Annotated in this window: 26 protein-coding genes; 25 read left to right on the top strand and 1 reads right to left on the bottom strand. The window is 42.5% G+C overall.

Annotated elements, in window-relative coordinates:
* Window positions 1–174 precede the first annotated feature (174 nt).
* From ACFSQ3_RS05420 to ACFSQ3_RS05540, 25 genes are all read left to right on the top strand, one after another.
* Window positions 175–1053, top strand: coding sequence for a diacylglycerol/lipid kinase family protein (locus ACFSQ3_RS05420; RefSeq protein ID WP_380868232.1), 879 nt, complete (start codon window positions 175–177; stop codon window positions 1051–1053).
* Between the two features lie 10 nt (window positions 1054–1063).
* Complete coding sequence (locus tag ACFSQ3_RS05425; protein ID WP_380868234.1) at window positions 1064–1414, top strand: translation initiation factor; 351 nt, start codon at window positions 1064–1066, stop codon at window positions 1412–1414.
* 397 nt (window positions 1415–1811) lie between these two features.
* Complete coding sequence (locus ACFSQ3_RS05430; protein WP_380868236.1) at window positions 1812–2642, top strand: MotA/TolQ/ExbB proton channel family protein; 831 nt, start codon at window positions 1812–1814, stop codon at window positions 2640–2642.
* A 101-nt stretch (window positions 2643–2743) separates the two neighbouring features.
* Window positions 2744–3397, top strand: a complete 654-nt coding sequence (locus ACFSQ3_RS05435) for an ExbD/TolR family protein (protein WP_380868237.1) — start codon at window positions 2744–2746, stop codon at window positions 3395–3397.
* Window positions 3398–3409: 12 nt separating this feature from the next.
* The gene (locus tag ACFSQ3_RS05440) at window positions 3410–3970 is read left to right on the top strand and encodes an ExbD/TolR family protein (protein WP_380868239.1); all 561 of its coding nucleotides are present in this window, start codon (window positions 3410–3412) and stop codon (window positions 3968–3970) included.
* Window positions 3971–3990: 20 nt separating this feature from the next.
* On the top strand, window positions 3991–4875 hold the full coding sequence (locus tag ACFSQ3_RS05445; protein ID WP_380868241.1) for an energy transducer TonB: 885 nt from the start codon (window positions 3991–3993) through the stop codon (window positions 4873–4875).
* Window positions 4876–5167: 292 nt separating this feature from the next.
* Window positions 5168–6094, top strand: a complete 927-nt coding sequence (locus tag ACFSQ3_RS05450; protein WP_380868243.1) for a substrate-binding domain-containing protein — start codon at window positions 5168–5170, stop codon at window positions 6092–6094.
* A gap of 30 nt (window positions 6095–6124) precedes the next feature.
* A complete protein-coding gene (locus ACFSQ3_RS05455; protein WP_380868245.1) occupies window positions 6125–7858 on the top strand; it encodes a tetratricopeptide repeat protein in 1734 nt (577 codons plus the stop codon).
* A 130-nt stretch (window positions 7859–7988) separates the two neighbouring features.
* On the top strand, window positions 7989–8354 hold the full coding sequence (locus tag ACFSQ3_RS05460; protein ID WP_380868247.1) for an NADH-quinone oxidoreductase subunit A: 366 nt from the start codon (window positions 7989–7991) through the stop codon (window positions 8352–8354).
* A 79-nt stretch (window positions 8355–8433) separates the two neighbouring features.
* On the top strand, window positions 8434–8988 hold the full coding sequence (locus tag ACFSQ3_RS05465; protein ID WP_380868249.1) for an NADH-quinone oxidoreductase subunit B: 555 nt from the start codon (window positions 8434–8436) through the stop codon (window positions 8986–8988).
* A 1-nt stretch (window position 8989) separates the two neighbouring features.
* Entirely contained in the window at window positions 8990–9478 is a 489-nt protein-coding gene (locus ACFSQ3_RS05470; protein WP_380868251.1) for an NADH-quinone oxidoreductase subunit C, read from the top strand.
* A gap of 27 nt (window positions 9479–9505) precedes the next feature.
* Window positions 9506–10741 carry an NADH-quinone oxidoreductase subunit D gene (locus ACFSQ3_RS05475; protein ID WP_380868252.1) on the top strand — a complete coding sequence of 412 codons (1236 nt, stop codon included), beginning with the start codon at window positions 9506–9508 and terminating at the stop codon, window positions 10739–10741.
* Window positions 10734–11261 carry an NADH-quinone oxidoreductase subunit NuoE family protein gene (locus ACFSQ3_RS05480; protein ID WP_380868254.1) on the top strand — a complete coding sequence of 176 codons (528 nt, stop codon included), beginning with the start codon at window positions 10734–10736 and terminating at the stop codon, window positions 11259–11261. The genes ACFSQ3_RS05475 and ACFSQ3_RS05480 overlap by 8 nt, the downstream gene beginning before the upstream one ends.
* A gap of 4 nt (window positions 11262–11265) precedes the next feature.
* On the top strand, window positions 11266–12621 hold the full coding sequence (gene nuoF, locus ACFSQ3_RS05485) for an NADH-quinone oxidoreductase subunit NuoF (RefSeq protein WP_380868255.1): 1356 nt from the start codon (window positions 11266–11268) through the stop codon (window positions 12619–12621).
* A 19-nt stretch (window positions 12622–12640) separates the two neighbouring features.
* The gene (locus ACFSQ3_RS05490; protein WP_380868257.1) at window positions 12641–13657 is read left to right on the top strand and encodes a 2Fe-2S iron-sulfur cluster-binding protein; all 1017 of its coding nucleotides are present in this window, start codon (window positions 12641–12643) and stop codon (window positions 13655–13657) included.
* A gap of 9 nt (window positions 13658–13666) precedes the next feature.
* Window positions 13667–14704 (top strand): NADH-quinone oxidoreductase subunit NuoH, encoded by a 1038-nt coding sequence (gene nuoH, locus ACFSQ3_RS05495; protein ID WP_380868479.1) that lies wholly within the window; start codon window positions 13667–13669, stop codon window positions 14702–14704.
* A gap of 15 nt (window positions 14705–14719) precedes the next feature.
* Window positions 14720–15244, top strand: coding sequence for a NuoI/complex I 23 kDa subunit family protein (locus tag ACFSQ3_RS05500; protein ID WP_380868259.1), 525 nt, complete (start codon window positions 14720–14722; stop codon window positions 15242–15244).
* Window positions 15245–15247: 3 nt separating this feature from the next.
* Entirely contained in the window at window positions 15248–15757 is a 510-nt protein-coding gene (locus tag ACFSQ3_RS05505; RefSeq protein WP_380868261.1) for an NADH-quinone oxidoreductase subunit J family protein, read from the top strand.
* On the top strand, window positions 15750–16079 hold the full coding sequence (nuoK, locus tag ACFSQ3_RS05510; protein WP_380868263.1) for an NADH-quinone oxidoreductase subunit NuoK: 330 nt from the start codon (window positions 15750–15752) through the stop codon (window positions 16077–16079). The genes ACFSQ3_RS05505 and nuoK overlap by 8 nt, the downstream gene beginning before the upstream one ends.
* Window positions 16080–16147: 68 nt before the next feature.
* Entirely contained in the window at window positions 16148–18082 is a 1935-nt protein-coding gene (gene nuoL / locus ACFSQ3_RS05515) for an NADH-quinone oxidoreductase subunit L (protein ID WP_380868265.1), read from the top strand.
* An 11-nt stretch (window positions 18083–18093) separates the two neighbouring features.
* Window positions 18094–19554, top strand: coding sequence for a complex I subunit 4 family protein (locus ACFSQ3_RS05520; RefSeq protein WP_380868267.1), 1461 nt, complete (start codon window positions 18094–18096; stop codon window positions 19552–19554).
* 19 nt (window positions 19555–19573) lie between these two features.
* Entirely contained in the window at window positions 19574–20968 is a 1395-nt protein-coding gene (locus ACFSQ3_RS05525) for an NADH-quinone oxidoreductase subunit N (protein WP_380868268.1), read from the top strand.
* A 114-nt stretch (window positions 20969–21082) separates the two neighbouring features.
* Window positions 21083–23608 (top strand): DUF5686 family protein, encoded by a 2526-nt coding sequence (locus ACFSQ3_RS05530; RefSeq protein WP_380868270.1) that lies wholly within the window; start codon window positions 21083–21085, stop codon window positions 23606–23608.
* Between the two features lie 13 nt (window positions 23609–23621).
* Complete coding sequence (locus ACFSQ3_RS05535; RefSeq protein WP_380868271.1) at window positions 23622–24392, top strand: enoyl-CoA hydratase/isomerase family protein; 771 nt, start codon at window positions 23622–23624, stop codon at window positions 24390–24392.
* Between the two features lie 41 nt (window positions 24393–24433).
* Entirely contained in the window at window positions 24434–25489 is a 1056-nt protein-coding gene (locus ACFSQ3_RS05540; protein WP_380868273.1) for an AI-2E family transporter, read from the top strand.
* A 242-nt stretch (window positions 25490–25731) separates the two neighbouring features.
* Here ACFSQ3_RS05540 and hemW read toward each other — a convergent pair whose 3' ends face one another.
* Window positions 25732–26856 carry a radical SAM family heme chaperone HemW gene (hemW, locus tag ACFSQ3_RS05545; RefSeq protein WP_380868275.1) on the bottom strand — a complete coding sequence of 375 codons (1125 nt, stop codon included), beginning with the start codon at window positions 26854–26856 and terminating at the stop codon, window positions 25732–25734.
* Window positions 26857–26860 lie beyond the last annotated feature (4 nt).

The following is a 26860-nucleotide window of genomic DNA, read 5'->3' on the forward strand; positions in this document are numbered from 1 at the left end:
TGCAATCTCTTTGTCTATCCCGGACGGGATAAAAACACAAATCAATCCACTTTTTTGTTGGGGCAAAACTACGACTCTTTATTGTATTTGTGAAATCCAAATTCGGATTCGTTCGAATTATTGATTATGATGGCAATAAAAATCGCTTATCTTTATGATTCGTAATTATCGACAATGAACGCGAAAAAGAAGATTCTGTTTGTTATCAACCCTATTTCTGGTGGAAAGCGTAAGACGGCTTTTAAGAAGCAGATTTTAGATACGTTGGATCTCAATAAATTTGAACCTACGTTTCAACAAACTGATCATGCTGGTCACGCGTATGATTTGGCGAAGCAAGCCATTGCAAATGCATATGATGTGGTGGTTGCGGTCGGTGGCGATGGAACAATCAACGAAATCGGTTCTGCATTGGCTGGAACCGATACGCCGCTTGGAATCATTCCGGAAGGTTCGGGAAACGGCTTAGCGCTATATTTGGGTATCCCATTGCATGAAGCAGGCGCTATCCGTCGCATCAATCGCTTCGATATGATGACCGTAGATACGGGGATGGTTAACGGGCGTTTCTTTTTTAACGTGGCCGGTGTAGGATTTGACGCTTCCGTGAGTGATAAGTTTGCAACAGATACCATCCGTGGGCCTATTGGATACCTACGAACAGTGATGAATCTCTTAGGATCCTATAGAGCGAAGAAGTATCGATTGCAAATTGATGGTAAATCGTACGATAGGGAAGCATTTATGATTAGTGTGGCCAATTCGCCGCAATATGGTAATAACGCGTATATCGCGCCAAATGCGTCGGTAACCGATGGATTGATTGATGTGTGTATTGTACATAAATTTCCACTGTACTTATTACCTATGATGGTTTTCCATTTATTTAATAAGTCGGTAGATCAATCTGAGTATGTGGAAATCATTCCCGGTAGGGAAGTTAGTATCGATTCGGACGAGGTTGGTCCGGTGCATGTCGATGGCGAACCATTAAACTTGGAGTCACCGTTGCATTTTTCGGTAAAGGAGAAATCTTTAAAGATAATTTGTTAGTATATAATATATGGCTAAGCAGAAGAAACAATTATACGATGGTGTGGTTTATTCTACGGCGGATGATTTTAACTATACGCCATTCGGCGAGCTCGCTGCGCAGGAAACCTTACCCAATCAACAGCAACAATTGCGTGTTGGATTAGATAAAAAGGCGAGGAAAGGAAAGGTAGTAACGGTTGTTCAAGGTTACAAAGGCCTTGAAACGGATTTGGAAGCGCTTGCAAAGAAATTAAAACAGCGATGTGGCGTGGGAGGAGGCGTAAAAGATGGAGAAATTCTGATACAAGGTGACTTCAAACAAAAAGTGATCGATTTATTAACCGCTGATAACTACAAAGTTAAAGGCTTTGGTGGCTAATTATATTTGTTTAAACACAATAGTATTTTCTATCTAACGTTATAGATAGCACGTGATTAGAAAGTGCAGAACAACTGAGTAAACACTTACTTATTTTTTATATTTAATAATTTGATAATTTGCATAACCGAAAAAATTTGCCTTTCATTGCAAAACCAAAATCAAAATCGGTCTATTTTGGTTGTTGAAATATGATTGAATACGGAAAGAGATCTGCTGAAATATTTCGCAACGGACAAACGGAAGTGATTTCATGGAATTCTATGACAGAAATTTTATTTTTATCATAAAATAGTATATTTGTTTTGAAGGAAGCTCAAAATTTAGCTTGTTTCACACGAAAATTTTGAATTAAACTATAATAATTAACAACAGTAAAATCTAAAAATTAGTAAAAATGGCAAACGCACCAAAAACAACAACCGCTGCTAAACAAGAAGGCGGAAATTCGGGTAATCTATTTGCAAGTTTAGCGATTATCATATGTTTGGTAATTGGTTATTTGGTTTATCAATTTGTAATGGGGGCTCCTAGCAACTTCGTTGATAATGATCCAGCAAACCAACCTTTGCCTGGTAACTATTATGGTATGGTTTATCACGCTGGGGTTATCGTACCTGTTCTCCTTGGTTTATTCCTTATGGTATGGGTATTCTCTATTGAGCGCTTCATCGTTATCGGTAAAGCTTCCGGTACAGGAAACGTTGGTAACTTCGTACGTAAAGTACAAGGCTTACTTAGAGCACAAAACATCGACGCAGCAATCGCTGAGTGTGATAAACAAAAAGGTTCTGTAGCAAACGTAATCAAAGCTGGTTTATTGAAATACAAAGATGTTCAAGCTAATCCAGGATTAGACGCAGAAAAATCAGTATTAGCGATCCAAAAAGAAATCGAAGAAGCTACTACATTAGAAATGCCAATGTTGGAGAAAAACTTAACTGTTATCGCTACGTTGGTATCTATCGGTACATTATCTGGTCTATTGGGTACAGTAACAGGTATGATCAAGGCCTTCTCTGCATTAGCAACAGGTGGTACTCCAGATTCAGCTAAATTGGCGAATGGTATCTCTGAGGCCCTAATCAATACAGCAACTGGTATCGGTACATCTACTATCGCGATCATTTTCTATAACATCTTGACTTCTAAAATCGATACATTGACTTACTCGATCGATGAGGCTGGTTTCTCTATCGTTCAAACTTACGCTGCAAACCATAAGTAAGATATGATCGAATTATTTTCACATTCTTTTATGGAATCGAAGATAATAGAGCATCATATATATGTAGCGGGTTGAGTAAGTAATTTTAAAGAAGAAAAGAAATGGCAAAAGCAAAAGTAAAAAGAGCAAGTACCGTCATTGATATGACGGCCATGTGTGATGTGGCTTTCCTACTTCTTACTTTCTTCGTATTGACAGCCACGGCTCGTCAACCAGAAACTTTGGAAGTGGATACTCCAGCTTCTACTGTGAAAGAAAAACTTGTTGGTGACAACATTGGTATGATCACAGTGGGTGACGGTGGTAAAATCTTCTTCGGACTAAAAACTCCGGCGGTTCGTCGCGAGACTCTGAAGAACATGAGTGCCAAGTATAGCGTCAATTTTTCTGAAGAAGAATATGAGAAGTTTGCTGCTTCTGAGGATTTCGGTGTGCCGATTCGTAACTTGAGACAGTTGCTATCGTTACCGAAAGAACAACAGAAAGTAGACGTTCAGCCAGGAATTCCTGTAGATTCTACAGAGAATGTGTCCAATGAACTTTACCACTGGGTGCAGCAGGCGCGTTTAGCTACGGTTAAAATCAATCGTGATCGTGAAGCAGAAGATAAAAACTTCGTGAATCCAGGTCCGATGCAGGTAGCTATCAAAGCAGATGCGGAAGAAAAGTACGCAGTAATGAATTTGATCATTGAGTCGCTTAGAAACCAAAAACAAAACAAGTTTAGTTTTATTACGGGTTTAAGAGCGGAATAAGAAAATAGGAAAATGGCAGAATTAAATCAAGATTCCGGCGGCGGCAAAAAAGGCGGCAAAGTAAGATCAAAGAAAAACGGTGGACGGGTCGATTTGACCGCCATGGTGGATCTAGCGTTCTTATTGATCACGTTCTTCATGTTGACCACATCCCTAAATACGCCTCAGGCGATGGATGTAGCTATGCCGGACAAGAACAAAGATCAAAACGAGCAAAATCCGGAGATCGAAATCGCAGATAACCGTTCTATCACTTTGTTGTTAGGTTCTGATAACAAGATAGTATGGTACTACGGTCAGTTAGCCAGTCCAATTACACCTCCAACAGTGATCGACTACAGCGCGGAAGGCATCCGTAAAGTGTTGATCGAGAAAAAGGCGCAAGTGCCTAAAGCATCGGGTGGAAAGGATCTAATCGTAGTAATTCGTCCAAGCGATCGATCTGTACAACGGAATCTCGTCGATATTTTAGATGAAATGAAAATCGTGGATGTGAAACGTTTTATGATTTCGAAGATTAAAGCAGAAGAAGTTGAAGTGCTTAAATCGAACCAAGTCTATAACGAGAACTAATCCCGAATAAATAGAAAGATATGTTTGGATCTAAATTAGATTTGTTCAAGAATGAATGGCTAGATGTCGTCTTCGAGAACAGAAACAAAGAGTACGGCGCGTACGAACTACGCAAGAACGCTTCCAAAGCAACCAATATCGGTTTGCTGGCAGTAGTTGTGATTGTAGCGATTATCAGCGCACCAAAGGTATTCGGATTTAGCTACTTTCCAGAAGGGCAACCGGAAGAGGTAGTAGAATATACAGAGGTAACACTGGAGGATTTGGAAATCCCTGAACCTGAAGAGGAAGAGGAAGAAGAGCCTCTTGAAATCGAGGAAACTCCGCCGCAAAAAATTGCGGAAGAGCCACCTGCAGAGGATTTGATTCGTTTCCCGGAACCAAAAGTTGTTGATTCCAGAGATGTTAAAGAAGAGGTAGTTTCTCAGGAAGAAATTAAAGAGAAAAATGCTACTCCAGCTCGTTTAACATTGAAAGGAACGCCAGGAGCATCTGGTGTGCCAACAGGAGAATTCGGTCCGAAAAAAGTGGAAGGTGCTATTACAGGTAGTACAAAAGGTGACCCAGATGGAGATGCAGATCCAAATAAGATCTTTACATCTGTGGCTGTGGAGCCTGAGTACCCAGGAGGTATGGCAGCATTCCGTAAGTATGTAGAAACGAGCTTCCAATATCCATCAGGAGCGATTGATGCCGGAGTAAAAGGTGCTGTAGAATTGACTTTCGTAGTAGAGAAAGACGGTTCATTAACAGATATCAAGGTGTTGAAAGATCTTGGATATGGTACTGGTCAAGCGGGTGTGAACTTATTGAAACGTTCGAAAAAATGGAAACCAGGTATTCAAAATGGTCGTCCGGTACGTGTTCAGTATAGATTGCCTATCTCGTTGAACTTACAACAATAATTATAATACAAGAGAAATGTCGGACAATCGACGTATATCAAATTACAGACGGAAATCGCCCACACAGCGATTTCTGTCTATTTTAGGACTGGCCATGTTCGTGTTTTATTTCGCACTTGGGCTAGTAGTTATCTTTTGGGAGGAACTTCCCATGCAAATCGCACCTACCTATAGAAAGCTATTCGGAGGTTTGCTGATCGTTTATTCATTTTTACGATTTGCTAGGCTTTGGTCGAATAATTTTAAGAATTAATATTAATCCTTTTTTTATTTTTCTAATCTTATATAATAGATGGCAAAATATTTGAATATATTGATTATGTGTGCATGCGCTGTTGGCATCCTTTCATCTTGTGGCAATAGCTCCGATGGAAATGGACAAGCGAACGATGCAACGAGCAATGATATTCTTACCGGGAATATGACGGTGATTGCTGACGAGACGGTTACTGATTTGTTGAATCAACAAATGGATGTGTTCAAATCATCGTACACAAATTCTCAAGTGGAATTAATTACCGACCTCGAACGTCCTGCGATTAATCGTTTATTGCGTGGCGAAGGTCAGGTTGCTATCTTAAAGCGTAAATTGACGGCGGAAGAAGCAAAAGGTTTTGAGCAACGCTCGATTAAACCGAAGATTTTTCCAATTGCTTTCGATGCGGTAGTTTTTGCGGTATCCAGCAGTGTTTCGGATTCTACGATCAATTTCGATAGAATAAGCAATTTGCTAAATGGTTCTGAAAAAGGAGAACAAAAATTATTGGTAGATAATATTAATTCGAGTACGATACGTACTTTGCAAGAAGTAAGTAACGTTAATAAGGTCAGTGGCACGAATGTGAGCGAATTGCGCTCTGCGAAAGAAGTGCTGACTGCTTTAGCAAACAATAAGAAGGGCATTGGCGTTTTATCATACAATCAATATCTGGCGATGAGAGACTCATTAAAAGCCAAAGATAAAATTCGTATATTGAGCGTCAGCAAGTCAGCGAACGAAGCGGCTTATCGTCCAACGCAAACGACATTGGGAGACGATACATATCCGCTAAAACAAGAGGTATATGTATTGAATTACCAACCGAACATGGGCTTAGGAATTGGCTTTTCTGCCTTCCTTACCGGAGATCGAGGTCAACGCGTTGTACTTAAATACGGACTTCTTCCGGCTACGATGCCTGGACGTGAGTTGATTATTCGTGATGAAGCAAATTTTTAATACGTAAACAACAAGAATTAGAAATAGATTATGACAAAGAGACAATTATTTTTAGGACTGTTAATGGCCGGTGTTGCAGGCAGTGCCAGTGCACAAAAGTTGAAAGATGCACAGGAAGCAATGCAAGTGGAGCAATATGATAAAGCAAAAGGCATATTGCAAGAATTGATTCAAAAAAAGCCTAAGGATGCCGAAAACTACTTTTATCTAGGTCAAATTCATTTGGTGAATGATAAGGTGGATTCAGCGCAGATTGTTTTTCAACAAGGAGCGCAGAGCAATCCTAAGGATGTTTTGAATAATGTTGGTCTTGGTGCCGTGGATTTGCAAAAAGGAGATTCTTCTGCTGCAGAAAGCAAATTTACACAAGCAACTTCTAACTTAGGCAAGAAGGATTATTTGCCATTGTATTTCGCAGGTCGCGCGTACATCGCTGCGCCTAAACCGGATTACACAAAAGCGCTTGAGTATTTAACACAAGCTAAAGCGAAAAACGAAAAGGATCCAATGATTCCTAACGCAATGGGTGATGCGTATGCTGGCTTGCGAGAAAGTAACCAAGCATATATCAGCTACCGTGATGCATTAAGCTTAGATGAAAGTTTAATTGCACCGAAAATCGGACAAGCTGTAATTTCACGTTGGGCACAAGCTTACGATGTGGTTCTAGAAGATTTGAATAACTTAATCGCTGAAAACCCTACGTATGCTCCACTTTATCGTGAATTGGCGGAAACTTACTACTATTCTTCGTTGAAAGCAGCGGAAGAAGACTATCGTGAGATCAACCAAAAAGGTATGGATGCTTACAAGAAATACTTGGAAGTTTCTGGTGACCAATCGATCGATGCGCAAGTTCGTTATGCCGATTTCTTGGTATACACGGGTAACTACGAAGAGTTGAAAACGGTCGCTGAGCGTTTAACTGCAATCCCGGGAGTTGATCCAAAAGTATACCGTTATATTGGTTACATCGCTTTCTTGCAGGATAAAGATTACGCAAAAGCAACAGAGGCGATGAACAAGTTGTTTGCAGAAGTAGAAGAAACGCGTTTGATCGGCCGAGATTATTTAATCGCAGGTTTGTCCGCAGTTTCTACTGGTGACGAAGCAAAAGGTACAGAGTTATTGAAAAAGGCGGTTGAAAAACAAGGTGAAGACGAGGATTTGGATTCCGAAATTGCTGAAACAGCTTTCGCGAAATACCAAGACGGTGAGCAAGATATCGCTATGAAGATCTTCGCTATTCCAGCTGCAAACCCAGAATCTGATTACTACTTCGATTCAAACTACTATTTAGGTACTACTGCATATACAGAAGGTTCTAAATTGTACATCGGAGAAGGCGGCGAGCCGGAAGATAAAGGTTTAGCAAACTTAGAGAAAGCAAGACCATACTTGGAAAAAGCAATCAAAGCTTTTGATATTGTAATTGGTTCTACGAAAAAAGAGGCTATTGAGAAATATAAAATCAACGCAATCTACTTCAAAGGTCTTTCCGAGTTAGCATTGGATAACTTACAGTTCAATCCTGAGGAACACCAAGGTTTATTCGTTCCTACATTTGAGGAGTTAGTTACTTTGTTGACTGCAGAAACTGAATTGGAAGATACGCAAAAAGGATACTTGGTAGATGCTTATAACTATTTAGGTTACCACACGTACTTCAAAGGCGATATGGCTAAAGCAAAAGGTTACTTTGAGAAATCATTGGAAATCGATCCTGAAAACGAAACAGCAAACGCTTTCGTTAGTCAGATGTAAGCTTTAAAAGCAAAAAAATCCGAAAAGGGCTGATATTTAAATCAGCCCTTTTTTTTTGCGCTTTATTTTTATATATTTGGTATAGAGAAGATAAGATAATTCTAACCCGATTATAAATACAGGATTGCCAATGGAAAACACGCCATTTGACTATGTCCCTATTTTGATACAACTCGCTGTCGCTACCGGCTTCGGCGTTGTCACCATTATTGGCACGCATTTGCTCGGACCCAAAGTTCGTACATCGGATAAGCTTACGGCTTTCGAATCTGGTGTTGAAGTGGTAGGTAATGCTCGGCAACCATTTTCCATCAAGTATTTTTTAGTAGCGATTTTGTTCGTGATTTTCGATATCGAGGTCATATTCATGTATCCATGGGCGGTTAATTTCCGGGCTATGGGTTGGGAAGGCTTAATTGAGATGTTCATATTCATGGGCTTATTACTGCTTGGCTTTATTTATATCATTAAAAAGAAAGCACTCGATTGGGAATAAGCCCAATCGATTATAGTTTCATGTTGGCTATCGCGAAAGGCGATTGACAATATTTGAAATGCTGGAAGGAGTTTAAACGATGAGTCAGATAACATTAGCGGATCGGCCACCTGGCGTGGAAGGTTCTGGATTTTTTGCTACTACTTTGGATAAAGCGGTCGGATTGGCAAGAGCTAATTCTTTATGGCCTCTGCCGTTTGCTACATCGTGCTGCGGAATTGAATTCATGGCGACGATGGGATCAACCTATGATTTGGCCAGATTCGGTGCTGAGCGTCCGAGCTTTTCGCCTCGTCAGGCGGATATGCTGTTGGTGATGGGAACAATCGCTAAGAAGATGGCGCCGGTATTAAGGCAGGTTTACATACAAATGGCCGAGCCACGGTGGGTGATTGCTGTTGGAGCTTGCGCATCAAGCGGCGGAATTTTCGATACCTATTCGGTATTACAAGGAATAGATGAAATCATTCCAGTGGATGTTTACGTGCCCGGATGTCCTCCGCGGCCGGAAGCTATTCTTGATGGTGTTATGCGATTACAGGATATTGTGAAAAATGAATCGTTGAACCGCAGAAATACGCCGGAATACAAAGCGTTGCTAGAGCGATACGGCATACCCACAGAAAACGGATAACATGGATAATCAACATATATTAAGCCAGCTGAAGGAACGATTTGGGGATGGAATTATCCATCCGACGGAGCCCTATGGTTTATTGACCTTCTACACTGGTGCTACGACGATTATCGACGTGTTGGGTTTTGCCAAAGAACAACTTGGATTTACCTATTTAACGGATATCACGGCAGTGCATTATCCGGAAGGGGAGAATACATTTTCTGTGGTTTACCATTTGCATAATTTGCTGGAAAATGTCCGGATACGAATAAAGGCAAATATTTTGGTTGCCGATCCGAAAATACCATCGGCTACGGTTCTGTGGGCTGGAGCGAATTGGATGGAGAGAGAAACGTATGATTTTTTCGGAATTCAATTTGAAGGCCATCCTGATTTGCGAAGAATCCTGAATATGGATGAGCTGGAAGTGTTCCCAATGCGAAGGGAATATCCTTTGGAAGATCCTAATCGGGTAGATAAGAGAGATTTTTACTTCGGGCGCTAGCGTCCATTTATTATGAAGCGATAACGTATGAGCAAGCCGATCACTGAATTGACCTCCAATAGCCCAGTCTTTGGAGAACACGATCCCGAAGAAGAGTTAACCACGCTCAACCTCGGACCTACGCACCCTGCCACGCATGGTGTGTTTCAAAATGTGCTCCAAATCGACGGTGAGCGCATCATAAGCGGCGTTTCCACCATTGGCTATATACATCGTGCTTTTGAAAAAATTGCCGAACATCGTCCTTTCTACCAAATTACCCCGTTAACAGATCGATTGAACTACTGTTCTGCGCCCATCAATAACATGGGCTGGCACATGACGGTGGAAAAGTTGTTAGAAATCGAGATTCCAAAACGTGTGCAGTATATGCGCGTTATCGTGATGGAGCTCGCTCGTATTGCCGACCATATTATTTGTAATGGTATTTTGGGAGTAGATACGGGAGCGTTTTCGGGGTTCCTTTATGTCATGCAAGAGCGTGAATTTATATATGAAATATTTGAAGAAATCTGTGGCGCACGTTTAACCACGAACATTGGACGCATTGGTGGCTTTGAACGGGATTTTAACAAGATCGCTTTCGCTAAAATTGAGGAGTTTCTTAAGCGATTCCCACCGGTGTTAACAGAGTTCCAATCCTTGTTTACGCGTAATAGAATCTTTATCGAACGAACTTCAAATGTGGCTGCTGTCACGCCGGAGCAAGCGCTGAATTATAGCTGGAGCGGCCCGATTCTTCGTGCCACAGGAGTGGATTATGATGTGCGGGTTATGTCGCCTTATTGTTCGTACGAAGAATTTGAATTTGATATTCCGGTAGGAACAAACGGTGATGTGTACGATCGCTTTATGGTCCGCAATGAGGAGATGTGGCAATCCATGCGCATCATCGGACAAGCTTTAGAAAAGATTAAAGGAGAGCCCAAAGGAATTTTCCACGCGGATGTCCCCGAGTTTTACCTTCCACCGAAAGAACAGGTTTACACAAATATGGAAGCCTTAATCTATCACTTTAAAATTGTGATGGGTGAGTGGGAAACACCAAAGTCGGAGGTATATCATGCGGTGGAGGGAGCCAACGGAGAATTGGGATTTTATCTAATCCACGATGGTGGTCGCACGCCGTATCGTTTGCATTTCCGTCGGCCGTCTTTCATCAATTATCAGATGTTCGCGCCGATGAGCAGTGGAATGCTGATTTCTGATGCCATTATTAACATGAGTAGTTTAAACGTAATTGCGGGAGAATTAGATGCTTAGCGTTAAAGAAAATATGATCGTGGATTTTTCACCGGAGCTGCTCAGCAAGTTTGGCGAAATCGTGTCGCGCTATCCGGAAGGTCGGCAAAAATCAGCGCTGCTGCCGGTTTTGCATGAAGTGCAGGCCGTTTTCGGTTGGTTGAGCGTAGATGCCATGGATAAAGTTGCCGCTTATTTAGGCATTCAGTCGATTGAGGTTTACGAAGTAGCTACATTTTACACGATGTTTTTCCTACAGCCTCAAGGCAAATATATGTTAGAAGTGTGCAGAACGGGGCCTTGCTGCTTGGTTGGTGCAGAAAAGATCATGGATCATTTGGAAAATCGATTGGGCGTTAAGGAAGGAGAAGTTTCTGCTGACGGATTGTTCTCGTGGCGAGGCGTAGAATGTCTAGCTGCCTGCGGGTTCGGCCCTGTCTTGCAGATTGGCCCTAGCTACACGTTTTACGAGAAATTAACAACGGAAAGCTTAGATGAATTAATAGGGAATCTTCGCAACGAAGCACAAACTAAGGATTAATACGATGGGACGAAAGCTATTGCTAACACATATTGACGTGCCGGGTATCCAAAGCTATTCGGTTTACAAAGCGCAGGGCGGATATCGAGCTGTGGAAAAGGCATTGAAAGCGATGAGTCCGGATGATGTGGTGGAGGAAGTGAAAAAATCCGGTTTACGCGGACGAGGCGGAGCGGGATTTCCGACGGGAATGAAATGGAGCTTCTTGGCGAAGCCGGAAGGCGTGCCACGTTACTTGGTTTGCAACGCCGATGAATCCGAGCCAGGAACTTTTAAAGACCGTTATCTAATGACGCACATTCCGCACGCATTGATAGAAGGAATGATCGTTTCCAGCTTTGCGTTGGGCGCAAATACTTCCTTCATTTACGTACGTGGCGAGATGATGCCTCAAATTCGAATATTAGAGAAAGCCATTGCCGAAGCAAAAGCTGCTGGCTATTTGGGTAAAAATATTCTGGGTTCCGGCTTTGATTTGGAGCTGTATGTTCAGCCGGGTGGCGGTGCATACATCTGCGGTGAAGAAACTGCATTATTGGAATCGTTGGAAGGTAAGCGCGGCAATCCGCGTATAAAGCCACCGTTTCCGGCGATAGCTGGATTATATGGTTGCCCGACCGTGGTGAACAATGTGGAATCCATTGCGGCAACGGTACCGATAATCAACGACGGTGGCGAAGAATATGCAAAGATCGGGATCGAAAGAAGTACAGGTACGAAGCTGATTTCTGCGAGCGGAAATTTAGTAAAACCTGGTGTGTACGAAATTGAATTGGGATTGCCGGTGGAGGAATTCATCTATTCCGATGAATACTGTGGAGGAATTGCCGGAGGTAAAAAACTAAAAGCTGTTGTTGCCGGAGGTTCATCCGTACCCATTCTTCCAGCGAACTTAATCTTGAAGACGTTAAACGGCGACGCCAGATTGATGACCTACGAATCGCTTTCCGAAGGGGGATTCCAATCGGGTACGATGATGGGATCAGGCGGATTTATTGCGTTTGATGAAGATCAATGCATCGTCAGAAACACGTTGAATTTTACGCGTTTCTATCGCCACGAAAGTTGCGGACAATGTTCGCCTTGTCGCGAAGGTACGGGTTGGATGGAAAAAGTGCTTTATAACATTGAGCACGGACAAGGTCGTATGGAGGATATTGATTTATTGTGGGATATTCAACGAAAGATTGAAGGAAATACAATTTGCCCGTTGGGCGATGCGGCAGCCTGGCCGGTTGCGGCAGCGATTCGACATTTCAGAGATGAATTTGAATGGCATGTCAACCATGCGCAAATTGCGCAACATAGCAATTACGGATTGGCGCATTACGCAGATCCTTTAGAAGTCGTAACGGAGTAATAAAGCAAAGCAAACGGTGATGGCAGAAGAAATTCAAAAATTTAAAGTAAGTATAGATGGTATCTCGGTCGATGTCGATCCGGGAACAACGATCTTAAACGCTGCTCGACAAATTGGTGGAGATATTGTGCCGCCTGCTATGTGCTATTATTCGAAGTTGGAAGGCAGTGGCGGAAAATGTCGTACTTGCCTAGTGAAGGTAACGAAAGGTTCTGAAAAGGACCCTCGCCCCATGCCGAAATTGGTCGCTTCGTGCCGAACGACTGTGATGGACGGCATGGAAGTGCAAAATATCACTTCCCCTGATGTGGTGGATGCCAGAAAGAGCGTGGTAGAAATGTTGTTGATTAACCATCCTTTGGATTGTCCGGTTTGTGATCAAGCAGGAGAATGCAAGTTGCAGGATTTGGGTTACGAACACGGATCGGAACAAACGCGTTATGCCTTTCCCCGTCGAACATTCGAACGTATTGATATTGGCGATCAGATTCAACTGCACATGAATCGTTGTATTTTATGTTATCGCTGCGTTTATGTCGCCAACCAATTGACCGACAATCGGGAGCACGGCATTTTATATCGAGGCGATCATGCGGAGATTTCGACGTTCATTGAAAATGCATTGGACAACGATTATATAGGAAATGTGATTGATGTTTGTCCAGTTGGTGCGCTGACTGACAAAACATTCCGTTTCAAGAATCGAGTTTGGTTTACCAAGCCGGTGAACGCACATCGTGATTGTCCATCTTGTTCTGGAAAGGTGACTTTATGGTACAAAGGTGGCGATGTATTGCGTGTTACTGCTCGGAAAGATGAATATGATGAGGTGGAAGATTTTATCTGCAACACCTGTCGATTTGATAAGAAGAAAACCGACGATTGGACTTTGGAAGATCCAACGAAAATCAGCCAGGAATCGGTCATTGCGTCCAATCATTATACGCAGTTTATTCCGCCTCCGGTGATCAAAGATAGTCCGACATTGCGCGAAGCGAATTGGGAACAATTGGCAAGAACAGAGAAACTTAAGTAAGCCGATATGATGGAGACAGCTTTTCTTTTAGAAAAATTAATATTGGTCGTGGCGGTGTTCACCATCACGCTCGTGATTGCGATGTATTCCACGTTGGCAGAGCGAAAAATTGCCGGATTCATGCAGGATCGACACGGTCCCGACCGCGCTGGTGTTTTCGGTTTGCTGCAGCCATTGGCTGATGGTGGGAAGTTTTTCTTCAAAGAAGAAATTATTCCGGCAGGAGCGCACAAAGGCTTATTCATTATCGGACCGGTAATCGCCATCATTACGGCTTGCATCAGCTCCGCTGTCATTCCGTGGGGACAAAATTTGACCTTCGGCGATACGATCGTTACGCTGCAAGTTGCAGATGTGAATATCGGCGTGCTATACATTTTTGGCGTTATTGCTTTAGGCGTTTACGGCATTATGCTGGGCGGATGGGCATCTAACAATAAGTTCTCCTTGATGGGCGCTATCCGCGCTGCGTCGCAAAGTATTAGCTACGAGATCGGTTTGGGATTATCGCTGATTGCTTTGCTGATGGTTACGGGCACGTTATCCATCGGAGAAATCGTTGCGCAACAATCCGGCTTTGTCAATTGGAATATTTGGGCGCAACCTTTGGGATTTTTAATCTTCATTGTTTGTGCGTTTGCAGAATGTAATCGCGTGCCATTCGATTTGCCCGAGTGTGAAACGGAGTTGGTAGGTGGTTATCACACGGAATATTCTTCCATGAAATTGGGATTGTATATGTTTTCCGAATACATCAATATGTTTGTTTCTTCGGCGCTTATGTCTGCGCTTTATTTCGGAGGCTACAATTTTCCATTCATGTACGATCTTGGACTTTCCGAAAACTGGATCACTATCATCGGTGTGTTCGTGTTCTTCGCCAAAATATTTGCGTTCATCTTTTTCTTTATGTGGATCAGATGGACATTGCCGCGCTTCCGCTACGATCAGTTGATGCGTTTGGGTTGGAAGAAGTTAATTCCATTGGCCATCGCCAACATCGTGTTAACCGGAATTATTATACTGATTAAGGATACGTTTTTTTAGAAAGGAGCTTCGAGTATGCAGTCGTTATCAAATAGGAAAAAAGTATTGGAGCAAAAGCCCATGAATTTTTGGGAGCGCATTTATTTGCCTGCCATTGGAAAGGGATTGTCCATTACCTTGCGCCATTTCTTTAAGAAAATACCAACGGTAAAATATCCGGAGGAAATCCGTCCGTATTCAAAGAACTTTCGCGGACAGCATTCATTAAAACGCGATGAGCAAGGGCGTGAACGTTGTACAGCCTGCGGACTTTGCGCTTTATCTTGTCCTGCAGAAGCGATCACGATGACATCTGCAGAGCGTACGAAAGGCGAAGAGCATTTGTACCGCGAGGAGAAATATGCTTCGGTTTATGAGATCAACATGTTACGCTGTATTTTCTGTGGACTTTGCGAAGAAGCTTGTCCGAAAGAAGCCATTTATTTGGATGGTCCACACGTGACTGCTGATTATTTGCGTAAGGATTTTATTTACGGCAAAGATAAATTGGTGGAACCCAAATTCGATATTACAAAACTTGCTAACAATCAAATTACCTAGCCGATGTCTTTCTTTTATTTGGTAGCATTTCTATCGGTCATCTTTTCGCTGATGACGATTTTCACGAAGAATCCAGTGCATAGCGTTTTGTATTTGGTGATCACTTTTTTCACGTTCACCGTGCATTACATTATGCTGAATGCGCAGTTTTTGGCGGTAGTCAATTTCATTGTATATATGGGAGCCATCATGGTTTTGTTTCTCTTCGTATTGATGTTACTCAATTTGAATAAGGATGTCGAACCGATGAAATCACCATTAGTCAAGGTGATGGGCGCCATTGCGGGTATGTGTTTGTTGGCGACTTTTCTCGGCGCTTTTCGAGCCGTAGAACAAGGCGATGCGTTTATCAAGCCGCACGAAAATATTGGTTTGGTGGAGAATTTAGGAAAAGTGCTGTTTGGTGAGTTTTTGTTACCGTTCGAGTTGTCGTCCATTTTATTATTAACTGCCATGGTGGGCGCTGTCCTGCTGGCTAAGCACGAGAAAGGAGTGAAAAAGCAACATGGATAATATGATGGCGCAATTGCAGGGAATTCCTTTGCAACATTACCTGATTTTTTGCAGCACCATTTTCGCGATCGGCGTAATTGGTGTGTTAACACGAAGAAACGTAATCATCATCATGATGTCGATTGAGCTGATGTTGAACTCGGTGAATCTGTTGTTGGCCGCATTCTCCGCTTATCGAGGCGATCCCGCTGGACAAGTATTCGTGTTTTTCATTATGGCATTAGCTGCTGCGGAGGTTGCTATCGGATTAGCCATCGTGATTATGGTATATAGAAATACAAAATCAATAGATATTGAATCTTTTACGAAACTCCGGCTTTAGTAAAAGCACTTAACCCACAGCATTGAACTGACCGAGAATTAATTTGCTTTGAACAATATAAACCGCTTATGAACGAACTGATTTGGATAGTGCCTTTACTCCCGTTGCTTGGCTTTGCGATTATCGGCGCGCTACGAAATATATTACCTCGTTTTGCCGTAGCTGCGATTGGATGCGGTTCCGTTCTTGCGGCTTTCATTGCAAGCTGTTTGCTTTTTTCAGATGTTCACGCCAGTCGATCGATGGGAGATTCTGGGATCATCGTGCAAGATTTGTTTACATGGTTTTCGGTAGCGGACTTTCAAGTTTCGTTGCGTTTCTTGATTGATCCACTGAGTGCGATCATGTTGTTAATCATCACTGGAATTGGTTTCCTGATTCATTTGTATTCGACCGCTTACATGAAATCCGATCCAGGTTTTGCCAAATATTTTAGCTACCTCAATCTATTTATCTTTTTCATGTTGTTGCTGGTATTGGGATCCAATTATTTGGTGATGTTTATTGGTTGGGAAGGTGTCGGATTGTGCTCGTATTTGTTGATTGGATTTTGGTATAAGAATGTGAATTATGCGAAAGCAGCGAAGAAAGCCTTCGTGATGAATCGGATTGGAGATTTGGGATTCCTGATTGCGCTGTTTTTTATGATCGCCACGTTTGGTACGTTGGAATTTGATGGCGTATTGGGGCAAGCTAAAACGATGATTTCGGGGGATGCTACTTTGTTGGTGATCACAATGTTACTTTTCGTTGCTGCCACAGGTAAATCTGCACAGATTCCGCTATTCACCTGGTTGCCGGATGCGATGGCAGGGCCAACGCCCGTATCCGCATTAATCCACGCGGCAACGATGGTAACTGCCGGAATTTATATGATTGCGCGTTCGAATATCATGTTCACCTTGTCCCCTGTCACGATGCAGGTGATTGCCATCATTGGCGTTGCAACAGCTTTAATCGCCGCATTTATCGCGCTTACGCAAAATGATATCAAAAAAGTATTGGCATATTCTACCGTTTCCCAATTGGGTTATATGTTTTTGGGACTTGGAGTTGGTGCTTTTACTGGAGCATTTTTCCATGTTCTTACGCACGCTTTTTTCAAAGCGCTATTATTTCTCGGAGCGGGATCGGTGATCCATGCCATGAGCGATGAGCAAGATATGCGACAAATGGGCGGACTGAGAAAGACATTGCCAATAACTTTTGGTACGATGTTGCTTGGAACGATCGCCATAGCGGGTATTCCACCGTTTTCCGGCTTTTTCTCTAAAGACGAAATTTTAGCGCACGCGTTTTTTCAAAATCCGCTGTATTGGGGATTGGGATTGCTTGGCGCACTGATGACCGCATTTTATATGTTTCGGCTGCTTTTTATGACTTTTTCAGGAACGTTTCGCGGAAGCGAAGAGCAGAAAAATCATTTGCATGAATCGCCGTGGCCAATGACAACTGCTTTGGTTGTTTTAGCAATATTATCCGTCGTCGGCGGATTGCTGAATATTCCGGAAGCATTGCATGGAAACCATTGGCTGGCGAGTTTCTTAGATCCAGTTTTTGCGGATTCCGCGGCTGTTTCTAAACCATTTCACATGGAACATAGTACAGAATATGTGTTGATGGGCGTTTCTACCGTCGCGGCGGTCGGCATGGCGGTCTTTGCTTACATGCGCTACGGAAAATCCACATCACCTCGTTCTTCAGAAGCAACTTCCGCGAATAGCGGTTTGTTATATCGCTTATCGTACAACAAATTATACATCGACGAATTTTATCATTTCATTGTAGTTCGACCATTTCAATCTATTTCAAATGTGTTCAAGCAGATAGATAGAAAGGGCGTTGACGGCTTGGTAAACGGGGTTGGGCAAACATTTCTGTCTGCCGGTAGAGCGATTCGTCAGTTGCAAACGGGCTACGTAGGATTTTATTTGTTTATGATGGTGCTCGGCGTCGCCGGAATTATGCTTTATGGTTTTATTGTGCAATTAATAGAAAGATAACCTAAGAATCCATGGACAACCTATTTTTGCTGTTACTTTTTCCTTTAATCGCAGCCGTACTTTTGGCATTTGTTCGCTCATCGATAGCTAAGTGGATTGCGTTGGGTTCATCGCTATTGACTTTGGCTTTAACCATCCCCTTTTTGTTACGCTTCGATCCGCAAGGCGGAATGCAATTTGAACAAGTATGGGTTTGGATGGAACGGTTGCGTGTACAATTCCATATTGGATTGGATGGTATTAGTTTGCCATTAGTTTTGTTGACCAATGGTCTGATTCCGTTTATCATTGCAACGGTCGATCGAAAGCGTTTCAAAGGAAATTTCTATGCATTGATTTCTTTTATGCAGGTAGGTTTGCTGTTAGTTTTCATGGCGCTGGATGCTTTTGCGTTTTACGTAGGTTGGGAAATTGCTTTAATTCCGATTTATTTTATTTGCGCACTTTGGGGTAGCGGAGATCGCATTGCGACGAACCTAAAATTTTTCATTTACACATTTGCCGGAAGTATTCTCATGCTAATTGGCATCTTGTATCTCTATCAGCAAACACCAAATAAGAGTTTCGAGTGGGCTACATTCGCCAGTTTGAATTTGAGTGAAGATGCGCAACGCTGGTTGTTTTGGGCGTTCTTTCTGGCTTTCGCCATTAAAATTCCTATTATTCCTTTTCATACTTGGCAACCGGATACGTACACACAAGCGCCAGCCGCAGGAACGATGTTATTGTCGGGAATTATGCTGAAAATGGGAATCTTCGGTTTGTTGCGTTGGCTTCTCCCCATTGCGCCGTTTGGTGTATCGGCTTACGGCACTTTAGCTATGATATTATGTATAATCGGCATTGTTTACGCTTCTATTATTGCTTTTAAGCAAGATGATGCAAAGCGATTGATCGCATATTCTTCCATTGCACACGTAGGATTAATCGCTGGCGGTGTGTTTGCATTGAATGCCGAAGGTATGCAGGGAGCGATGATACAAATGGTAAATCACGGAATTTCAGCCGTGGGGTTATTTTTTGCCATTGATTTGATAGAACGACAAGTCGGAACAAGAAGTTTGAAAGAACTAGGAGGTCTTGCTTCGCGAATGCCAAAATTAGCCATTGCGCTTTTGATTATTGTAATGGGAGCAGTCGGCTTACCGCTTACACACGGTTTTGTAGGTGAGTTTTTGTTGTTGAAAGGATTGTTTGGTGCTGGGCAGTATGGGGTTTGGTATGCAGTTTTTGGTGGATTAACCTTGATTTTGGGAGCAGTTTATATGTTAAGATTTTACCAAAAAGCAATGCTTGGCGAAGTCAGCGCCTCCAACGAAAATGTTGTGGATATCAAGTTAGGAAGCGTTTTTCTTTTGGGATTACTTGTCGCAGCTATTTTGTTTATTGGCGTTTTCCCTAACTATTTACTGCGTTTATCCGAACCAAGCGTAATAGAATTAATTCAACAGTTTACTCTTAGAACAGCTTAGCTAAATACGAAATTTGATTATGGGTGCAATTATCACGCTTTCTTTACTTGCCATCTTGCTGTTGTATTTGGGACTTTACAATGCGAAAAAAGCTTTGCTGCCCGTTGCGTTATTGGGGTTGGCCGCAGCTTTGGGTTTTGAACTGTTCGGGTGGAGCAAAATCGCTACACCGCAATATAGCGGAATGGTATTCTTCGATCGATATGCGATCGCCTTTTCCGTGCTTTGCATTGTCGTAACAGGATTAGTCCTATCCTTGTCGAAGGCATATTTCAAAGCGATTAGTGAGCACGTCGCGGAATATTATGCGTTGATCATCTTTTCGTTAGTGGGCGCGCTTTTGGTTTGTGCCTACCATAATTTCGCCATTCTATTTATCGGTATTGAGGTAATGTCGGTCGCGTTATACATCCTTGCCGGAATTCGCAAACGCGACCGTGCATCCAATGAAGCCGCACTGAAATATTTTATCATGGGTGCGTTTTCCACCGGATTTTTGCTGTTTGGAATTACCTTACTTTACGGAGCAACCGGAAGCTTCGATTTGAGCCAGCTTCAGCTTTACGTACGAAATACGCCGGATCAAGAAATATCGCCATTGTTCTTCGGAGGAATATTATTGCTCTTGGTGGGCTTGTGTTTTAAAATTGGCGCAGCGCCCTTTCATTTTTGGACGCCCGATGTCTATGAAGGTTCGCCCATTTTAATTACAGCATACATGAGTACCGTAGTAAAAGTTGCTTCCTTCGCAGGATTTTTACGTTTGTTCGCTACCGTTTTGGTGCCGTTGGATGGATTCTGGGAACCGGTGTTACTGACGATTGTGATTGTAACGTTGTTTGTCGGAAATATTTCGGCATTGGTTCAATCTAGTTTCAAACGGATGCTTGCGTATTCCAGCATTGCACACGCTGGGTATATGCTCTTCGCGATTCTGTCGATCGGCAGTATGTCTGCCTCGGCAATTCTGACTTACGGTTTTGCGTATTCCTTAGCTTCGGTGGTGGCTTTCGCTGCGTTGATGTTAGTGAAACGGCAAGTCGGAACGGATCAATTTGAATCGTTCAACGGTTTGGGCAAAAGAAATCCTTTTCTAGCTTTTGTCGTGACGATAGCTATGTTGTCGTTAGCGGGAATTCCATTAACCGCCGGTTTTGTTGGAAAATTTATGATGTTTGGGCGAGCGATGGAAAGTTACCATACTACTTTACTAGTTCTCGCTGCGATAAATGCGGTTATCGGAGTTTTCTACTATTTGAGGGTGGTTGTGCATATGTACTTCAAATCGAATGATATGAAATCGGAGCAAGCAGCCATCAGCGTGCCGCTCAATTTTCAAATCGTTTTCGCTATTTCGGTATTGTTGACGTTTGTCATTGGTGTTTATCCAGATATTATGATTAATCTTTTGTAGAAAGAAAGCGAAGGATCGTGGATCTATCGTGCGAGCTTTTGTTAAGTTTTTTACCATCGATGGGTTTACTCTGCGAACAAATTGTATCTTTATACGTGTGAGTACATCAGTAACATGACTAACGGGGCTTTAGCGATTCAATATATATACCTTGCTTTACTAACGTTCTTATTTGCATCGACCGCAATCGGTCAACATCGGATTCAAGGTTTCATTAAGGATGGTGATACAGGCATTCCACTTCGTGGCGCTTCCGTCTACGTCGTGGGAAGTAATGTTGGCACTTCTTCCAATTCAGAGGGTAAGTTTGTTCTTGTCTTCGATCGCCCGCAAGCAGATATCGAAGTTAGTTTGATAGGATATGGGACGGTAAAAACTACCATTGAAGAACATTCACCGAATTTGATTTCCTTAGAAACTCAGGGAACGGTCATTGGTGGCGTTTCTATCGAAGTGCGTCGGAAGTACAGAAACCGAGGCAATGCTGCGGTGGAACTGATTGATTCCGTTATCTCATACAAATCTCAAAACAGGTTAAAAGGAACGGCTCGATTACAATTTGATCAATATGACAAGCTTAAAATCGGTGTGGTGGATCCGCCCAACGCGCTAAAACGCACGCTCTCCTTAGCAAGTTTCCCTGTTGATCATTTGGACTCAATTACACTTCCCGGACATAAGTTGCTCGGGATTTATCAAGAAGAAAATCTAGCGAAGGTTTATAACCAAACCAATCCATCGCGTTCGAAAAAGCGTATTGAACATCAAGTCAAAACGGAGTTAGATCCGAGGTACGTCAACAATCCAAATATCCAATCTTACATTAATTATATCTTTCAACAGGTTGATATCTACGATGAAAGTGTTTTCATGTTGGATAAATTAATCCTGAGTCCAATTGCCGACAACGGAAAAGTGTACTACAAATATTATATCGTTGATACGATTACGAACGAACAAGGAAGTTTCGTGGAGCTGGAATTTGTGCCTCGCAACGAAAAGGATTTACTGTTTAGTGGAAAGCTTCAGGTTGCTTTAGATGGTCGCTATGCTGTGAAGCAAGCTTCTTTGCATCTCGGTCCATCTGCCAATATCAATTGGATTCGGGGAATGGATATTCAGTTTGATTTTTCGCGTTATGACGGCGGAGCTATGTTGTTGGATAGCACACGCGTGGGTGTGTCGTTTGGATCAAGTCGTAACCAAACTATGTATGGAGAGCGAATCAGTATTCATGACAATTACGATTTGCAAAGTGAAATTGAGGACGGTGTTTTTAACGGTGCGCCGATAGAAGTTTTGCCTGAAGCGAATGGCAGATTTATTCCCAACCGTCCTGTCCCTTTGTCTGTTTTCGAGCGCAATACGTACGAGAACTTCGTTCGGTTGCAGGATAGCAAAGCTTTTCGATCTACCTTAGCGCTCGGATATTTAATTGCGCAAGGTTATTATAGTTTGAATGAAGTGGAACTCGGTCCGTTGGAATATACCTATAGTCAAAATAACATCGAAGGTAGCCGAGTTCGGCTCGGGGGACGTACAACGCCCATGCTGTCCGAGAAGATGTATATGGAAGGTTATCTTGCGTATGGATCGCGCGATCAAGAACTTAAATATTATTTGAGTACAGCGGTTTCGCTGGATGGAGAGAACATTGCCACTTTTCCGGCGCATTACGTAGAAGCGTCCATTCAACACGATATTCTTGATCCGGGCCGCCAGCCGAGCTTTCTTCGCGGCGATAGTTTTTTCCAATCGTTTCGGAAAAATAGACCAACTAAATGGTTTATGACCGACGCTTATCGGTTAAAACATGTGGTTGAATTTGGCAATCATGTATCACTTTCTACTGCTTTCACGCATACAAAACGACGTACCGTTGGCGATTTCGTATTGAGAAATTCCGGCGATCCACTTGTGGCAGTTCGAGATATCAATACCAACGATGCACAGGTAGAGTTACGCTGGGCGCCGTATGAGAAATTCTATTATCGAAACTTAACTCGAAGTACTGTCATTGAACGCCATCCAGTTTTTACGCTCCAATACAACAAAGGAATAAAAGGTTTTTGGGATGCGCCATACGATTACGATATGCTAAAAGCTTCGGCGTCCAAAAGATTTTTCTTAAACCAATTTGGTTTCGCCGATATGACGCTTACGGGCGGAAAAATCTGGGGCGTGTTACCTTATACGCTTTTACATATGCCCAATGTAGTGCAGCCTTTGCTCGAAGGTCGGCACGAAATTAGATACGATTTGATGAACAGCATGGAGTTTGCAGCAGATCAATATGTCAAGTTTGGCTTCCAGCATGCGCTGAATGGTTTTATCTTTAATAAGATTCCGTTGTTGAAGCGCTTGAAGCTTCGGGAGATTTGGGGCGCACAAATGTTTTATGGCAGAATGAGCGCCCAAAATGATCCGGCGCGGAGTAATCGCGTGCTGGAATTTGATGTTAACCAAGATGGGCTTCCGCTAACGCGTAGCCTGTATGGAAATCCATATTGGGAAGCTTCTGTCGGTATCGACAATATATTGCGCATTCTTCGTGTAGAATATGTGAGGCGTTTGACGCATCGGAATTATCCGGATATTAGTCGCGATCGTTATCGCGTTTCGCTATCTGTCAACTTCTAAAAACCTTTTAGTTATGTATAACAACATTCAAATCCAGGTAAACGATCACACCGCTTTACTGGAGATTAACCGTCCGAAAAATCTAAATGCATTAAACCGGGAAACGTTAGAAGATATCGATCACGCTTTTCAGAACGAACTGTTGAACGATGAAAGCGTTCGCGGCGTGATCATTACAGGAGCTGGAGAAAAGGCTTTCGTTGCTGGTGCGGATATTAAAGAGTTCATGCATTACAGTCAAGAAGAAGGTTTGGCGTTGGCTAAATGGGGACATGGCGTGATGAATCGTATCGAAGCATTTCCTAAACCCGTGATTGCAGCTATAAATGGTTTTGCATTAGGTGGCGGGTTGGAACTTGCCTTAGCCTGTCATTTTCGTGTCGCGAATCAACAGGCTAAATTAGGTTTACCGGAAGTTTCTTTGGGTTTGATACCCGGTTATGGTGGGACGCAACGTTTGGCACAGCTGGTAGGAAAAGGGAAAGCAATGGAAATGATTCTCACGGGGGAAATGATCCATGCGCAGGATGCTTTAAACTGGGGATTGGTGAACTATGTTGTGGAACAAACTGATCTTATTTCTAAAGCGATGGAGTTGCTAGAAAAGATGTACGGTAAATCTTCGAATGCGATTGCCGCAGCTATTAAAGCTGTTAATGCAGGTTTGAGTAAATCGGAGGATGGATTTTCCACAGAAATGCAGGCATTTGGGGATGGTTTCGGCACGCCAGATTTTAAAGAAGGCGTTGACGCATTTTTGAATAAACGAAAACCAAAATTTTAAAAAACTGTTTTAGCGGTATCAAATCATAATTTTAGCTTGACATGGATAACCCAGTTTTCTCTCAAAAGGAACGAAATATCATCATCCTTATTATTGTTCTAGTGCTTGGTGGTATCATTTTGTACGCCACTCGCGGGTTATTTGGGGCATTTCTCGGGACGATGCTTATGTACACGTTATTCAGAAAGCTAAATATATTTTTTATCGAAAAGTGGTGCTGGCCCAAAGCAGTTTCTGCTATAACTATTATCATACTTTCCATATTTATAATCGTTTTACCGTTTTATGGTATCGGTAAGATGCTTTTCACCAAAGCTATTGAGTTACAACAAAATCCTGAATGGATCAATAACCTTGTAACTGCAGTGAAAGAGTTTGCTGGAGATAAACTTGGGCAGCCGGATTTTATAGAAAAGCAATTGGAATCGAGTACCTCTTATGTGGGAGGATTACTTACAAACACCCTTGGCGGGGCTGCAAATTTGTTTTTAGAGATTACAGTCATGTACTTTATTCTGTATTTTCTTTTTGTAGGATATAAGGGCTTTGAGCAAGGCTTAAGATTCTACCTTCCTTTTGATGAGGGCAGTGCAGCCATTTTTGCGGAAGAATTTAAGAATGTTACTTATGCCAATGTGATCGGGCAAACGCTGATTGCCTTAGTTCAAGGCGCTTGCCTCACTATTGGGTTCTACATATTCGGAGCTTCCGATCCATTCTTTTGGGGCGTAATTACCGCTATTCTATCTTTTATCCCATTACTTGGACCACCGTTAATTTTTGTTCCAGCCGCAATAATCATGTTTTCGCAAGGTTTAACATGGCAACCAATCGGATTGTTGATATGGGGCTTTGGACTCGTAATCAATATTGATAATGTGCTTCGCTTTATCATCGCGAAGCGACTGGGGGATATTCATCCAATCATCACGGTTGTCGGCGTTATTATTGGTATTCCGCTTTTTGGTTTATTGGGATTGGTTTTTGGTCCCCTGCTATTGGTGTACTTCTTATCTGCGGTAAAAGTATATAAAGCGAATAAGCGATTGTCGTTGAAGCAGCAAACCTTGCAGGGGCATTTGCGAGATGGGGTGTGATAAGTTGTTGAGGGGTAAAATTGTTATGGCGTAAAGTTATAAAGGCGTTGATTCGTAAAGATTTCTAGACAGAAACCAATTTCGTCATCATGCGGAGGTACAACAACTTGATCGTCAGACTATTTTAGAAGTTTGCAAAACACAAGATGGCGCGGCCACTCCTTCATCAATCAGGTTCGCGATAAGGTTTATCAACCTATCTTAACATTATCCACTTCTAAACCTTCCTCCAACAACAAAAATCATGAAACCATAAACAATTCGCTACTGATGCGGTCGGCGAGCTGAATGCCGCTTGCCGACAATCGCAACGTGTTATTTTCGTGAATGATATTTCCGGTGCGGATGAATGGCTCACTTTGTGCCAACATATAGGATGCCGTCCCCTCGCCGAAAAGCTCAATTACGCGTGGTAGCTGTATTCCCCACATCGTACGTAAGCTCGTCATGATATATTCGTTCATGCGATCTTCAATCGATAGCACTTCCGTTTCCAAAACGGGTTCACCATCCGCGATCCCGCGCATATACAATGTATTATTACTCTTATTCCACGACCTCGAAACTCCATTGAAGGAATGCGCCGATGGGCCGATTCCTAAATAATGCGTGCCATTCCAATAACTGGTATTATGCTTCGCGTAATGACCATCTTTCGCGAAATTAGAAATCTCGTAATGCTCAAATCCGTTTTCACGAAGTTTCGAAATAAGCATCGCCATCTGATCTGCACTTTGCGCTTCGTCCATCGGTTTTGATTTCCCTTTTGAAATTTGGTGATGCAACGCGGTTCGTTCTTCCACCGTCATGGCGTAGGCCGATATATGCGGAATGCCATAATTGAGAAGCGTTTGGATGTTGCTGTCCCATTTTTCATTGCTTAGAAGCGGATATCCGTAGATAAGATCACAAGTTAAATTGAAGTAACCGGCATCTTGGACGCGCTTGATAACCGCGTTGGCTTCGTCTGCATTGTGCGCTCGATTCATCCAACGAAGATCTTCTTCAAAAAAAGATTGTATGCCAATACTAAATCGGTTGATCGGCGTAGTGCGCAATTCAAAAATTTTCTTGGGGTTGACGTCGTCCGGATTAGCTTCTAATGTGATTTCTGCATTCGCGGCAATGTTGAAGTGCTTGGCAATTTGTTGGATGATTCGATCGATATCTGAAGCATCCAACAAAGATGGTGTTCCTCCGCCAAAGTAAATGGATGGAACATTTTTATCTTCCAGATAATCTGCGCGCAATGTAATTTCTTGCAGCAGAGCTTCTACCATTTGTGCTTTATCTTGCAATCTGGTGCTAAAATGAAAATCGCAATAATGACAAGCTTGTTTGCAGAAAGGTATGTGCAGATAAAACATTATT

Source organism: Sphingobacterium corticis (assembly GCF_042684745.1).
GTDB classification, from domain to species: Bacteria; Bacteroidota; Bacteroidia; order Sphingobacteriales; family Sphingobacteriaceae; genus Sphingobacterium; species Sphingobacterium corticis.

Coding starts and splice junctions, on each gene's coding strand:
- ACFSQ3_RS05500 (WP_380868259.1), top strand. CDS start 14,720: ATGCAGTCGTTATCAAATAGGAAAAAAGTATTGGAGCAAAAGCCCATG.
- ACFSQ3_RS05455 (WP_380868245.1), top strand. CDS start 6,125: ATGACAAAGAGACAATTATTTTTAGGACTGTTAATGGCCGGTGTTGCA.
- nuoF (WP_380868255.1), top strand. CDS start 11,266: ATGGGACGAAAGCTATTGCTAACACATATTGACGTGCCGGGTATCCAA.
- ACFSQ3_RS05540 (WP_380868273.1), top strand. CDS start 24,434: ATGGATAACCCAGTTTTCTCTCAAAAGGAACGAAATATCATCATCCTT.
- ACFSQ3_RS05525 (WP_380868268.1), top strand. CDS start 19,574: ATGGGTGCAATTATCACGCTTTCTTTACTTGCCATCTTGCTGTTGTAT.
- ACFSQ3_RS05465 (WP_380868249.1), top strand. CDS start 8,434: ATGAGTCAGATAACATTAGCGGATCGGCCACCTGGCGTGGAAGGTTCT.
- ACFSQ3_RS05420 (WP_380868232.1), top strand. CDS start 175: ATGAACGCGAAAAAGAAGATTCTGTTTGTTATCAACCCTATTTCTGGT.
- nuoH (WP_380868479.1), top strand. CDS start 13,667: ATGGAGACAGCTTTTCTTTTAGAAAAATTAATATTGGTCGTGGCGGTG.
- ACFSQ3_RS05530 (WP_380868270.1), top strand. CDS start 21,083: ATGACTAACGGGGCTTTAGCGATTCAATATATATACCTTGCTTTACTA.
- ACFSQ3_RS05445 (WP_380868241.1), top strand. CDS start 3,991: ATGTTTGGATCTAAATTAGATTTGTTCAAGAATGAATGGCTAGATGTC.
- ACFSQ3_RS05490 (WP_380868257.1), top strand. CDS start 12,641: ATGGCAGAAGAAATTCAAAAATTTAAAGTAAGTATAGATGGTATCTCG.
- ACFSQ3_RS05520 (WP_380868267.1), top strand. CDS start 18,094: ATGGACAACCTATTTTTGCTGTTACTTTTTCCTTTAATCGCAGCCGTA.
- hemW (WP_380868275.1), bottom strand. CDS start 26,856: ATGTTTTATCTGCACATACCTTTCTGCAAACAAGCTTGTCATTATTGC.
- ACFSQ3_RS05480 (WP_380868254.1), top strand. CDS start 10,734: ATGCTTAGCGTTAAAGAAAATATGATCGTGGATTTTTCACCGGAGCTG.
- ACFSQ3_RS05535 (WP_380868271.1), top strand. CDS start 23,622: ATGTATAACAACATTCAAATCCAGGTAAACGATCACACCGCTTTACTG.
- ACFSQ3_RS05450 (WP_380868243.1), top strand. CDS start 5,168: ATGGCAAAATATTTGAATATATTGATTATGTGTGCATGCGCTGTTGGC.
- nuoK (WP_380868263.1), top strand. CDS start 15,750: ATGGATAATATGATGGCGCAATTGCAGGGAATTCCTTTGCAACATTAC.
- ACFSQ3_RS05505 (WP_380868261.1), top strand. CDS start 15,248: ATGTCTTTCTTTTATTTGGTAGCATTTCTATCGGTCATCTTTTCGCTG.
- ACFSQ3_RS05435 (WP_380868237.1), top strand. CDS start 2,744: ATGGCAAAAGCAAAAGTAAAAAGAGCAAGTACCGTCATTGATATGACG.
- ACFSQ3_RS05440 (WP_380868239.1), top strand. CDS start 3,410: ATGGCAGAATTAAATCAAGATTCCGGCGGCGGCAAAAAAGGCGGCAAA.
- nuoL (WP_380868265.1), top strand. CDS start 16,148: ATGAACGAACTGATTTGGATAGTGCCTTTACTCCCGTTGCTTGGCTTT.
- ACFSQ3_RS05475 (WP_380868252.1), top strand. CDS start 9,506: ATGAGCAAGCCGATCACTGAATTGACCTCCAATAGCCCAGTCTTTGGA.
- ACFSQ3_RS05460 (WP_380868247.1), top strand. CDS start 7,989: ATGGAAAACACGCCATTTGACTATGTCCCTATTTTGATACAACTCGCT.
- ACFSQ3_RS05470 (WP_380868251.1), top strand. CDS start 8,990: ATGGATAATCAACATATATTAAGCCAGCTGAAGGAACGATTTGGGGAT.
- ACFSQ3_RS05430 (WP_380868236.1), top strand. CDS start 1,812: ATGGCAAACGCACCAAAAACAACAACCGCTGCTAAACAAGAAGGCGGA.
- ACFSQ3_RS05425 (WP_380868234.1), top strand. CDS start 1,064: ATGGCTAAGCAGAAGAAACAATTATACGATGGTGTGGTTTATTCTACG.